This is a genomic window from Actinophytocola sp. (genome assembly GCF_035634895.1).
Lineage (GTDB): Bacteria > Actinomycetota > Actinomycetes > Mycobacteriales > Pseudonocardiaceae > Actinophytocola.
The window spans coordinates 1-12166 of record NZ_DASQCC010000111.1; the positions used below are offsets into that span (position 1 = coordinate 1).

10 protein-coding genes are annotated in these 12166 nt (G+C 68.7%); 5 read left to right on the forward strand and 5 right to left on the reverse strand.

Annotated features, from left to right (window positions below; translation table 11 throughout):
* From fxsT (VET29_RS15805) to VET29_RS15820, 4 genes are all read left to right on the forward strand, one after another.
* The coding region (gene fxsT, locus VET29_RS15805; RefSeq protein ID WP_324920700.1) for an FxSxx-COOH system tetratricopeptide repeat protein at positions 1 to 1368 on the forward strand (1368 nt) is incomplete at its 5' end.
* Positions 1369 to 1472: 104 nt separating this feature from the next.
* Positions 1473 to 1646, forward strand: a complete 174-nt coding sequence (locus tag VET29_RS15810) for a hypothetical protein (protein ID WP_324920704.1) — start codon at positions 1473 to 1475, stop codon at positions 1644 to 1646.
* A gap of 7 nt (positions 1647 to 1653) precedes the next feature.
* A complete protein-coding gene (locus tag VET29_RS15815; protein ID WP_324920708.1) occupies positions 1654 to 2778 on the forward strand; it encodes an FxsB family cyclophane-forming radical SAM/SPASM peptide maturase in 1125 nt (374 codons plus the stop codon).
* An 89-nt stretch (positions 2779 to 2867) separates the two neighbouring features.
* On the forward strand, positions 2868 to 4508 hold the full coding sequence (locus VET29_RS15820) for an HEXXH motif domain-containing protein (protein WP_324920711.1): 1641 nt from the start codon (positions 2868 to 2870) through the stop codon (positions 4506 to 4508).
* Here the strand turns inward: VET29_RS15820 and fxsT (VET29_RS15825) are convergent.
* Together fxsT (VET29_RS15825) and VET29_RS15830 are read right to left on the reverse strand one after the other, a co-directional pair.
* Entirely contained in the window at positions 4466 to 7720 is a 3255-nt protein-coding gene (gene fxsT / locus VET29_RS15825; RefSeq protein WP_324920714.1) for an FxSxx-COOH system tetratricopeptide repeat protein, read from the reverse strand. The two genes, VET29_RS15820 and fxsT (VET29_RS15825), sit on opposite strands and share 43 nt — an antisense overlap.
* Before the next feature lie 668 nt (positions 7721 to 8388).
* Entirely contained in the window at positions 8389 to 9117 is a 729-nt protein-coding gene (locus tag VET29_RS15830; protein ID WP_324920718.1) for an IspD/TarI family cytidylyltransferase, read from the reverse strand.
* A gap of 113 nt (positions 9118 to 9230) precedes the next feature.
* On the opposite strand from VET29_RS15830, the gene VET29_RS15835 reads away from it, so the two are divergent.
* On the forward strand, positions 9231 to 9515 hold the full coding sequence (locus VET29_RS15835; RefSeq protein WP_324920721.1) for a hypothetical protein: 285 nt from the start codon (positions 9231 to 9233) through the stop codon (positions 9513 to 9515).
* 29 nt (positions 9516 to 9544) lie between these two features.
* On the opposite strand, the gene VET29_RS15840 is transcribed toward VET29_RS15835, so the two are convergent.
* Genes VET29_RS15840 through VET29_RS15850 form a run of 3 tightly spaced genes read right to left on the reverse strand, consistent with a single transcriptional unit; the run spans position 9545 to position 12148 of the window.
* Positions 9545 to 10561, reverse strand: coding sequence for an ABC transporter substrate-binding protein (locus tag VET29_RS15840; protein WP_324920725.1), 1017 nt, complete (start codon positions 10559 to 10561; stop codon positions 9545 to 9547).
* Complete coding sequence (locus tag VET29_RS15845; RefSeq protein ID WP_324920728.1) at positions 10554 to 11384, reverse strand: ABC transporter permease; 831 nt, start codon at positions 11382 to 11384, stop codon at positions 10554 to 10556. The genes VET29_RS15840 and VET29_RS15845 overlap by 8 nt, the downstream gene beginning before the upstream one ends.
* Positions 11381 to 12148, reverse strand: a complete 768-nt coding sequence (locus tag VET29_RS15850) for an ABC transporter ATP-binding protein (RefSeq protein ID WP_324920730.1) — start codon at positions 12146 to 12148, stop codon at positions 11381 to 11383. Before VET29_RS15850 ends, VET29_RS15845 begins: the two co-directional genes overlap by 4 nt.
* Positions 12149 to 12166: the final 18 nt, after the last annotated feature.

Genomic DNA, 12166 nt, shown 5'->3' on the forward strand with positions numbered 1-12166 from the left:
CCCCACATCCACCGCGCCGACCTGGCCGTCGCCAGCGACTCCGAGGCCCGGCGCGTGGTACTGGACCAGGCGCGCTACCTGTACAAGGTCGGCCACTACGACGAGAGCATGGCCCTGAGCCGGCAACTCGCCGCCGCCAACGAGAAACCCACCGACGGGATCGATCACGAGTTCACCGTCCTGACGAACCTGCATCTCTCCAACGCGTCGAGAATGCTCGGGCTCTACGGTGAGGCCAGGCGGTTGACCACGGACTCCCTCGAATACATGGACCGCCACCCGGCCTTCGGCACGGACCACGAGTACCACGCGAAGCTCCGGAACCAGCGTGCCCTCGATCTGCGGATCGCGGGTGAGTACGAACAAGCGCTCGCCATCGACTACGACAACCTCGACCACGACGATCCCAACGATCGCGAGACACGGCGCATCGACCGCAACAACATCGCCGTGACCTACCGCCTGCTGGGCCGCTTCGCCGAGGCCCACCAGATCGATCGCGACATCGTCCGGGAATGGGAGCAGGAGGAACGACGCGGGCACGACCCGAAGGCGCTGCTCGCCCGGTGCAACCTCGCCAGAGACATGTACGGGTTGGGGCGGTATCACGAAGCCCTCGAGCTGCTTCGAACGACGCTGCCCGCCTATCGCGAGGTGGTCGGCGACAAGCACTCGCAGGTGCTGCTGGCGACTCGTGTCCAGGTGATGGCACTACGCAAGCTCGGACGCACCTCGGACTCGATCTCACTGGCCCGGGAGAACCTCTACGACATGGCGCTGTGGTTCGGCGACGACCACGAGTTCCCGCTCGCCACCGCTATCTCGCTGGTCAACGCCCTGCTGGCGGCCGGGGACCTCGGTAACGCGACAATTCAGGCGAGTTCCGTGTTCGCCGGCTGCGAGCGCGTCTTCGGCGGCACCCACCCGGCCACGCTGGCGATGCTGGTGAACTCCGCGGCAGTGCTGCGCGCCCTCGGCGACGTACGCGAAGCATGCCGCCGCGACGAACGGGCCATGACCGAGTTGCGGGCCACACTCGGCGACGAGCACCCGTACACGTTGTCGGCACGGCACAACTTCGCGGTGGACCTTGCCCGGCTCGGCTTCGAAGGCCGGTCGCTCGACGAGCTCAAGGCCGTCCGCGAGGTATCCGGCCGGCACCGGGACATCACGCATCCCGACCACCTCGCCTGTGAGATCGACATCGCGCTGGCGCGGATCGCCATCGGTGGCCCGGCCGCCGGACAGGAGGCGCTCACCGCGGCGACCGGCGACCTGGCGGCGCGGCTCGGCGCGCAGCATCCGAACGTGCTTGCCGCCAAGGAGAAGCAGTGGCTCGAGTGCGACATCGAGCCACCGGCGACCTGATCGAGCGAGATCATTGTTTTGTCCGTCACGGGGTGTGGCAAACATGACCTCGCAACGTATCGTCTAGGTGAACGATCCGTTCGGCGAATACCGAAGGGGGCACGGTGGACGACACCTCCGTCGATCTACGGACCGATCTCGCCGACCTGACCAATGTGCTGCTGGACGACCTTCGCCCCGCCGAGGACTCCCCACTCGCCCATTCCATCCGCAGAATCCTGGCCGAGAGCAAAGACGGCACCCAATCCGTGGTCGCCGGCCACGAGACCCATATCTGAGACCGGCGTGGTCCCGATAACGGAGTACGTGCTCAAAGTCGCCAGCCGCTGCAACCTGAGCTGCGACTACTGCTACGTCTACACGATGGCGGACCAGAGTTGGCGAAGCCGACCGCTCTTTCCATCCCCCGAGACAGTGGCGGCCACGGCGCGAAGAATCGGCGAGCACGCGGAAACACACGGCCTCGATTTCGTCTCCATCGCCCTCCACGGTGGCGAGCCGTTACTCGCCGGCGGAGCACGCATCGCCGACGTGGTCACCGCCGTCCGGCGTGCCTGCCCGCCGGGCACCGCCGTCCGGGCACGGGTCCAGACCAATGGTGTGCTGCTGGACGAGCCGATGCTCCGGCGGCTTCGCGCGCACGACGTCCGGGTCGGCGTGAGCATCGACGGTGGCCGCACGCAGCACGACCGGCACCGGCGCGACCACGGCGGACAGGGCAGTTGGGACGCCACGGTGAGCGCCCTCCAACTGCTGCGGGACAACCCTGACCGCTACTCGGGCCTCCTGTGTGTCATCGATCTCGCCAACGATCCCGTCGAGGTGTACGAATCACTGCTGGAGTTCGCGCCCCCGACGGTCGACTTCCTCCTGCCGCAGGCGAACTGGCTCGTGCCCCCGCCGAGGAACGGCATGGAGACGCCGTTCGCGGACTGGCTGATCGCCGTGTTCGACCGCTGGTACGGCGCACCCCGGCAGGAGACCGGCGTCCGGCTGTTCCAGGAGATCATCCACCTGCTGCTCGGCGGAGACAGCACGTCGGACCAGGTCGGCCTGAGCCCGGTCGCGTACCTCGTGGTCGACACCGACGGGTCGTTCCAGCAGGCGGACATGCTCAAGTCGACCGCGCCCGGCCAGCCGGAGACCGGGTTCAACGTCTTCGACCACCCCGTCGACGCCGTGCTCACGCACCCGGAGGTCCGCGCACGACAGGCCGGCATCGACTCGCTCGCGGACGCCTGCCGGCAATGCACATTGGTACGAGTCTGTGGCGGCGGCAACTACACCCACCGCTTCGGCACGGACCACGGCTTCCGGCACCCGTCGGTGTACTGTCCGGATCTCACGCGGCTCATCCACCACATCTCCGACCGTGTCCGGTCGGATCTCGCGGTCCGGCCCACGCATTGACCGGATACCACCGCCTTCCACCGTCCATTCTGGACTCACTGTGCGGTGGCGGCGACCAGGCCGAGCGAGAGCTGTTGCGGTCGGCCCACGTGAGCAAGCGGATCGTCCAGCTGGCCGCCATCCGCGCCGCCGCGGATGACCGCGATGTCGGTGTGCGGCAGAGTTTTCAGGCGCTCGCGGACATGCAACGCCGGAGCCGGGGCACGGTCGCCCAGTTGCTCAGCAGTCCACAGGTGGGCGCGTGGGCCGCGCACTGCCTACGATCGCTCACCTCCGGCGGCGAGGATCCGCTCTGGGTGCACCTCGCCCAGCTCGGGGCGGTCGCGGCATCGGCCGCCATACGCACCGGCAGCGGCGTCCGTGTACTGGTGCCGGTTCGCTCCAGTGCCGTCCACTTCCCCACTGTCGGTCGCGCGTTCGTGGCGACCGCGGCGACACAGTCCATCGTGGAGTGTGCCGTCGCCGGACCCGAGATCCTCATCGACGGCGCCCCACCGGCCGCCTGGGAGCGAGTCCGCGACCTCCGGACATCGGCCGGCGGCGTCGAGCTGAGCGTCCAGCTCGACGACGTCGACCCGTACTGGAGCTCGTTCGGCATGCCCATCGCCGAACGGCTGACCGACGACGAGCTGGCCACGTGGCAGCGCCGGCTCGACGGCGCGTGGCAGGTGCTGGCCGACCGGCACTCCCACCGCCTCGGCACGATGGCCGCCGCCATCCGCTGCCTGGTACCGGTCGCTCAGGCCGGTCAGGTCGGCGGGGTCAGCGCGAGCTCGGCCGACGCACCCGGCGCGATCGCCCTCACCGAGCCGGTGACTCCGGTCCGGCTCGCCGCCACCCTGATCCACGAGTCGCAGCACTGCCGGCTGGCGACGCTGCACGATCTTCAGCGGCTGTACACGTCTCCGGCGCGTCACCTGCACTACTCGCCGTGGCGAAACGACCCCCGGCCGGCATCCGGTGTGGCGCACGCGATCATGGCATTCATCGGCGTCGCGGACTTCTGGCTTCGGGAGCGGACCGGCGATCCCGCGATCGAGCTGGAGTACGCGCGCCACGTCCGGCAGCTGCGGGTCGCTCGCGACGAGGGCGCCGAGGCTCCCGACCTGACCACGCTGGGGAAGGTACTGGTCAACAGGCTCAGCCAGGCCATCGACGCACTGCCACTCGACGTGGGGTCCGAGAAGGTCCGGCGCGTCGCCGACGACCTCGTCACCGAGCACGAGGCGACCTGGCGACTACGCAACATCGTTCCGCGGGACGACGCGCTCCACGCGTTCCACCAGGCCTGGCGCGACGGTGCCCCACTTCCGGTCGAGCGCTCCGGTCAACCCGGGCCGCGCGTCTCCAGTGGCGACAACCCACTGACCAGGGTGGCGATGGCCTGGCTGGAGAACGAGCCGGAACTACGCATGCTCGCCGCGGACGACGAGCTGTTCGCGAAGCGGTTCCCCGGTGCGGACCCGAACGACATCCGGTTGGTCGCCGGCGACTACGGTGCCGCCCGCGACCACGCACTGTCGCGCATCGCCGACGGCACGGCGGATGACCACACATGGGCGACGCTCGTCGTCACGCACGGCCGCGCGTGTCCGGCACCGGCACGTTCCCCACTCGTGCGCGTGCCCGAACTGGTGCGAGCCGTGTTCGGTCGCGACCTGGAGTCGTTGCGGGAACTGATGTCCCGCTACGAGGCCGGAACCTCCACATCGGACTCCATGCGACGGTAGGAGTTGGCGTTCAACGTCTCCGGGTGGTCCCGCCCGAGCTTGGCACGGAACCGCCCGAAGGTCTCCTTCCGCAGTTCGGCGGCGACGACCCGGTCGCCGGTCGCTTCGAGGTCGAGCGCATGGTTCGCCGCGCACGCCAGTGTGTTCGGGTGGTCGACGCCCCGCACCCGGCGGGAGATCTCGAGCACCTTCTCGCTGAGGTCCCTGGCTTCCTGGTGCCGCTCGACCATCGCAAGACCGTTGGCCTGGGTGTTCGCGGCACACAACGTGTGCGGGTGCTCCTCGCCGAGGGTGGCGGTCATGGCCTCCAGCGCGGGATCGTTCAGCTCACTCGCGTCCGTCACACGGTCGAGCGCCTGGAACGCGGTCGCGACGTTGACCTGGCAGGCCAGCGTGAACGGGTGCAGGTCGCCGAACACCTCGCGGTAGATCTTCAGTGCCCGCTGGCCGTACCGCAACGACCCGTCCGCGTCGCCGGTCACCCGCAACGCATTGCTGAGCGTCACCAGGGCGGACAGGGTGTGCTCGTGGTTGCGGCCGAAGTTGCGACGGCACGCGTCGTACAGCTCACGGGAGGCCTGCAGCGCCTCCTCGTTGTGCCCTGCCTTGCGCAGTACGATCGCGTGATTTCGCTTGGCGAGCAGCAACTGCGGGTGGTTGGGTTTGAGCTTCTGCTCGTGCTGCGGCAACTTCTCCCTCGCCAGGTCCAGCCCACGCTGGTACTCGCCGATGCCGTAGAGATCCCGCACCAGACACGCGTAGGAGAACAGCGTGCTCATGTGGTCTTCGCCGTAGGTCTCCAGTTTCAGCGTGATGGCTTCCTCGTCGAGTTCCATGGCCTTGACGAACTCACCGATCAGGCGGTAGTCCACGGCCAGGTTCGACAGTGCCCGCAGGCTGTGCGGGTCGCTCTCGCCGAGCACCTCACGGTGCCGGATCAGGTTCTGCAGATCCAGCGCCAGCGCCTCCCGCAGTTCGCCGGCGAGACGCATGTCGGCCGCCACGCTGCCGGCGGTGACCAGGCTGTGTTCGTGGTTCTCACCCAGAGTTCGGTTCATCCGCCGGAGCGTGTCCTCGCTCAGGACGCGAGCTGCCACGTACTGCCCGCCCACCCGCAGCGAGATCGACAGGTGCCGGCTGGCGATCAGCGTGAGCTCGTCGTCGTCACCGCAGGCCGCCCGCCACACCTCGACGACGTTCTCGCCGAGATGCTGGCTCGCCGCGAAGTCCCCGATCGCGAAGTGGTACCGGATCTGGTCGAGTACCACCAGACGAACGGCCGGCTCCAGCGAGTACACGAGACCGGCCGGGACCACGTGCGGCGCGATGTCGCCGTAGAGTGGCCAGTTCTCCTCTTCGTCCGGGTTGCCGGGGTTCGCGCCGGCGAGCACGCGGTGGGCGTGCTTCTCCACCGCGTCCCGCTCGTCCTGTGGGGTCGCGTCGCGGATCAGGGCGCGGACCAGGCTGTGGACGCGGAGCAGGTCGCGGCCCGTGTCCAGTTGTACCAGTGCGAAACGGCCGAGGTCGCGTACCGCGCGGCGGACCTTGATCTCGTCGCCCAGGTCGATGCCGGGGGCGTCCGGCTGTGCGGCGCGGTTGCGTGTCAGCAGGGAGATCGCGATGGGTTGGGAGCTGAGGAACGCGCACAGGCGGAGCAGGTAGGCCGCGCCCGGGGAGACCTCGCGGACGCTGTTGAAGGCCAGGCCGAGGGCCGCGGCGACCGACTGTGGGTAGTTGGCCGGGTTGCCCTCGGCGAGGATCTGGCTCGGGCTGGCCTTCAGCGCGCGCTGGTACTCCTCCAGCGGGATGCCGGTCTGCTCGTGCATGGCGACCGCCTGCTCTAGGGCCAGCGGCAGATGTCCGAGGTCGTCGGCGAGCGCGAGCGCATCCTCCTCGGTCAGGTCCTGCCAGCGGGCGCGGATCAGGCCGACGCTCTCCTCCGGGCTGAAGACGTCGACCTCGATCGCGTTGGACTCGCTGGCCCAGGTGCGGCTGCGGGAGGTGACGACGACGTGGCCGACGCCGGAGGGCAGGTACGGGCTGACGGTGGCGGGTTCCGGCGCGTCGTCGTAGATCAGCAGCCAGCGGGAGTGGGGGTCGCCGCGCCGGAGCATGTCCAGGACGTTGTCGACGGTGTCCTGCACGTCGGCGCTCTCGGTCTGGCCCAGGCGCTTGGCCAGTGACACCAGGGAGCGGCGAATGGACCGCTCATCGTTGGCCTGGACCCACCAGACCAGCTGGTAGTCCTCCTGGTAGCGGTAGGCGAACTCCACCGCCAGCTGGCTCTTCCCGATCCCACCGAGCCCGTGCAGGGCCTGTGGGACGAGCGCCGACTGGGAGTACTGGCTCAGGGTGCTCTTGACCTCGGCGAGGATGTCGTCTCGACCAGTGAAGTTCCTGTTGCGCGGCGGAACTCCTCCCCAGACCTGCGGTACGGACACGGCTACGGCCCGGCCGGGCCTCAGGCGGGTGGGGTTCACGGGGTCGTCCTCGTCGTCCTTGTCGTGGTCCTGGGCCTCGTCTTCCCCGCTCGACACCTCGTCTTCCTGTACGAGAGAGCCGGCGAGCGGGTTCATCGGTGTGGACGGCGGTAGCGAGTCCGGTTGCGCCGAGCTGCGGCATAGTTCGGGTGCGGCGTTCACCAAGTTCAGCTTTTGTGCCAGTTCGTCGATCAGTCGATGTAGCTCGACCATGTCGTATTCGGGAAGGCTGTGTGCCACGCGTTCCAAATACGTCAGAAGCGGCAGGGAACCACCATCGGTGAGCAGTTCCGAATAAACGTCCTCGGCGGTTCCGTTACGGCCGAGTGGAAACTTCTTTCCGGCGAACATCTCGTGCCGAACCGCTTCCCCGACGATGTCGTCCGAAACCGAGACGAGCAACGCGCGGATCCGCCGGTCGAGCGCCGGCTCGACCACCGAGGTCAGCCGCTCGGCCGAGACGGGCACCGACTCGGGTGAGAGCAACTCCTCGACCAGCCGGCTCAGATGCTGCCACTGGACGACCTCGCCGCCGATCATCTTCAACACGCTGACCAGTGCGGGCATGGCGCCGATGCGCAGGCACGTGCTCATCAGTGCCCAGTTGTCGGCATTCGTGCCGCCCTGGGGAACGGGGTCGAACTGCGTGCCGTACTCGTCCCGCAGCTCGTCGATCACCAGCTGACGCAGCTGCCTGTCGCGCAGCACCGGGATCGCGTTGAGCCCGTCCATCAGACGTTCTTTGTCGGCGAAGGTCAACCCCTGCCGTTGTCGGCCATTCGTCTCGTGGGGCACCTGGTCACCTCGACACCGCGGGAACGACAGAGCCCCGGCCGGTCCGGTACCGGTCGGGCCGACAGGCCGCCCCGCTGAAAGTGTCCATGTGACCCATGCCGCAAGACTGCCATGACTGTCATATAGTCGTCATGGACCCCGCGATTGTTCCACCAATCTGGCGACTGGCATACTCGACTCGATCATCTATTTTCGAACACGCCGGTGTACGCCTCATGGAAGAACGCTGGAGCCCGCCGCTACCAGCGTAAGACCGCCGCCGGATCGTGTAAAGGTTTGCGCCGCGCAGGCGCATACTCCGGGCAATTCAGGAGTCGGACATCCGCACCCGCGCCGCGGCGGACGAAACACCAGATCAGGCATACCTCGCCAGGCGGCTCGAGGGGTGGCGGCGTCTGGGCGACGAACGGGCGAATCCCTCCGGATGGTGCGCGACAACGTTTCCACATCCGGATTGGCCTGTGGCTACCCACCGTTCCGGTCGGCCGGACACCGGCCGCGGACGCCTCACACGATCGTGTGGCCGGACCCGTGCTCGGTCACGAGGAGCAGGCGACCCGCGGGTGACCGGTCTCCTCGCCCCGCCGTCGGCGGCGCAGGCGCGCTCACGTTCGGTGGTTCGAATCCGCCAGGAACTGCTCGGCGATTGTCAGGTCGTGGGGATAGGTGATTTTGACATTGCGTTGGTCGCCGTGGACCCAATGGACCGGTAGGGCCGAATACCGTTCCATGCAGGAGGCCGTGTCGGTGCCGACGAAATTCTCGCGGGCCGCCTTTTCGTAGGCGTCTATCAGTGGCGCCGCGCGGAATCCCTGGGGAGTTTGTGCCCTGATCGCCGCGTCCAGCACGGGGCCGGTCACCACATCGTCCGTCACCGTGACCAGGTCGTCGGCGGGGAGGCCGGGGATCGCGCCGCCGTGTTCGCGGGCCGCGGCCACCACCTCGGCGATCAGGGCGGGGCTCACCAGCGGGCGAGCGCCGTCGTGCAGCAGGACAATGTCCACCGTGCCGTCGTCGACCCGGCCGGCGAGGCGTCGCAGTGCGCTCAGCTCGGACTCCTGCCGCGTGTCGCCGCCGTACACGACCTCCACCGGGATGCCGGTCAGCTCGCGGTCGAGGATCGAGTCGACCAACTCGCCGTCGTCGGGGCGGGCCACCAGCACCAGCACGCCGATCTCGGGTACCCGGCCGAACGCGGCCAGCGACCACGACACCAGCCGCCTGCCCGCCAGCGGCAGGTACACCTTGTTCATCCCGGCGCCCATGCGCACCCCCGAGCCGCCGGCCAGGACCACGCCGGCCGCATACGGCGTCCTGGCCGTTCGTCTCCGCACCGTGTGATCATATGAGTCCTCGGCCACCGCTCCCCTGGACACATTCGCGCCGCGCCGATAAAATCGGAAATCTAGATAGCCATTAGGGTCTTGTGGTTGAGAGGCGGGCGGGAGTGGATGTCAGCGAGGTAGGACGCCTGTTGTTCGGCCGTCCGTGCCGACTGCGGGTGGCGTTGTGGGTCCACCAGCGTGGCCGGCAACGGTTCTACCAGTCCGAGCCGCCACCGGAGATCATCCCCCAGAGCGCCGCCGGCACCGAGCTGCGCCGGTTCGTTCACCTCGGCATGCTCACCGAGCATCGCGAGGCCGGCAGCCGCCGGGTCTACTACGAGACGACCAGCAGCCCGTTGTGGAGCATCATCGTCGCCGCCGCCCGCGTCATGGGCCCCCAGACCTAGCCCCCGTCGAGCGGGTGCCAGATCGCGGATCACTTGCGCAGGGCCTCCGGGATGACGTCGGCGTAGACGGGGACCTTGCGGACCAGACCGCTGTCGAGGTGGAACCGCGCCGCCGTCCGGTAGGCCTTCTCGTCGACGGCCGGCGACCTCGGCAGCTCCTTGACCAGGATCGGCATCAGGGCGTCGAGGGTCTTCGGCTTGCTGCTCTTCAGGTACTCGCCGAGCAGTGCGCGGGTCTCGCCCGGGGACTCGTGCACGTCGGTCAGTGCCCGCCCCATGGCCCGCTGAAAGCCGACGATCTCCTTCTTCTTGCGGTCCAGCAGCCTGCGCGTCGAGAACGTGACACCGTGCAGCGCCCCACGCAGGCTGGGCACGTCCCCACGGGCCGGCGAGATGTACGTCCGCCCGACGCCCGCCGCCTCCGCCTGCTGCGCGATCGGCTGGAAGAACGCCAGCACGTCGACCCGCCCGGACTTCAGCGCGCCGATCGCGGACGTCGCCGCACTGCCCAGGTTGACGAGCGTCGAGTCGGTGGCCGCGTTCCTGCCCACGCTGCCGAACAGGTACTTCACCAGCGCCTCGGTGCCGCTGGCCGGGCCGGTGATGCCGATCGTCCTGCCCACCAGCGCCTTCGCCCTGCGAGACAGGCTCGCGTCGGCGCCGGGGCCGTCGAACCCCGGCGGCACGACGATGTCCACGTAGTACTCGGTGACCAGGCTGGACACGATCCTCGTGCCGTCGTCGATCTTGGCGAGGTTGAACGCGTCGGTGATCACGCCGGCGCCGACGTCGATGCTGCCGGACTTCAACGCGGCGGCCACCTTCGCGCCCGTGCCGAGCCGGGGCCGCTCCCCCAGGGTGATGCCCTCGTCGGAGAAGTATCCCTTCTTCTCCGCGATGAAGAGCGGGAGGAAGGCCACGGAGTTGCTGATCTGGCCGACGTTGAGCACCCCCGCGGGGGTCGTCGACATGCGCTGCGCGCAGCCGACCGCGACCAGTGCCGGCGCGGCGAGGAGTCCTCGGAGGACGGTCCGGCGGCTAGTCATCGAGCGGCTTCCATCGGTTGACCCGCTTGCCGATCATGCTCACCACGACGTTCAGCACGCCCGCGATGACGCTCAGCACCACGAGCGTCGCGAACACACCCGCCGTGTCGAACTGCGACGCGCTGTCGTTGATGAGATAGCCGAGGCCCTTGTTGGACGCGACCAGCTCACCGATCACCGTGCCGATCAGGGCGTAGGGCACCGCCACCTTCAGCCCGGTCAGCACGCCGGTCATCGACGACGGCACCACGACCTTGCGGAGCACGTCCCACCGGCCGCCGCCCATCAGCCGCACCGCGTCGACCAGGCCGCGGTCGACCTCGCGCACGCCGGCCGCGGTGTTGAGGAACACCAGGAAGAACACCGTGGCGGCGGCCAGCAGCACCTTCATGTGCATGCCGATGCCGAACCACACGATGAACAGCGGCGCGAGCGCCACCTTCGGGATCGCGTACAGCGCCATCACGAACGGGTCGAGCACCCGGTAGACGAAGTTGAGCGACGCCAGCACGAACCCGGCGACCACGCCCGCGGCGGCACCCAGCAGGAACCCGTACACGATCTCCTGCACGGTGATCCAGGTGTTCGTCCACAGTGTACCGTCGGCGAGCCAGTCGCCGAGCCGGCCGACGATGTCGCTCGGCCGGCTGACGTACGTGATGTCGATCCACCGGTCGGCCGCGATCTCCCACAGCACCAGCAGGATCGCCACCAGTGCGACACGCACGAGCCAGACGGTCGTGGTGGTGCCGTGCTTCTGCCACCACGACCGGTCACGGGGGATCACGACCGGGCCGGTCGTGACCGGAGCTGCCACGGTCACTGTGCCGCCTCCTCCTTGAGCGCCCTCGCCAGCTCCCCGTGGAGTGCGACGAAGGCGGGATCGACACGCAGCAGGTCGACGTCGCGTGGCCGGGGCAGGTCGACGGCACGGTCCAGCACGATGCGGCCGAGCCGGCCCAGTACCACCACGCGGTCGCCGAGCAGCAGCGCCTCCTCGATGTCGTGCGTCACGAACACGACCGTCTGCCCGCTGCCCTGCCACAGCCGCAGCAACTCCGCCTGCAGCTCGGTCCGCAGCTGGGCGTCGAGGGCGCCGAACGGCTCGTCCATCAGCAGCGTCGCCGGCCGGCCGGCCAGCATCCGGGCCAGGCTCGCACGGCGCCGCATGCCGCCGGACAGCTCGCGTGGGTAGTGCTTCTCGAACCCCGCGAGGCCGACACCGCGGATCAGCTCGGCCGCGATGGACCGGCGCTCACCGGACGGGACCTTGCGGATCTCCAACGGCATCTCGACGTTGCGTCGCACGTCCCGCCACGGCATCAGCGTGTCGGACTGCGTCAGGTAGCCGATCTCGGGATGTGGGCCGGTCAGCGTCTCCGTCCGGTAGCGGACGGTGCCGTTCGTCGGCTCCATCAGGCCGGCCAGCAGGTTCAGCATCGTCGACTTGCCGCAGCCGCTGCGGCCGAGCACGGTGACGAAGCTGCCTTCCGCGATCTCCAGCGAGAAGTCCCGCAGCGCCACGATCGCGTCGTCGTCCTTGGCGAACTGCTTCGTGAGCCCGTCGACGTTCAGGACCCCCGTCATGCTCCGCTCCTGGTTCAC

Excerpts from the sequence above, each read along its gene's own strand:
- fxsT (WP_324920714.1), bottom strand. The coding sequence starts at position 7,720 with ATGGACGGGCTCAACGCGATCCCGGTGCTGCGCGACAGGCAGCTGCGT.
- VET29_RS15840 (WP_324920725.1), bottom strand. The coding sequence starts at position 10,561 with ATGACTAGCCGCCGGACCGTCCTCCGAGGACTCCTCGCCGCGCCGGCA.
- VET29_RS15850 (WP_324920730.1), bottom strand. The coding sequence starts at position 12,148 with ATGACGGGGGTCCTGAACGTCGACGGGCTCACGAAGCAGTTCGCCAAG.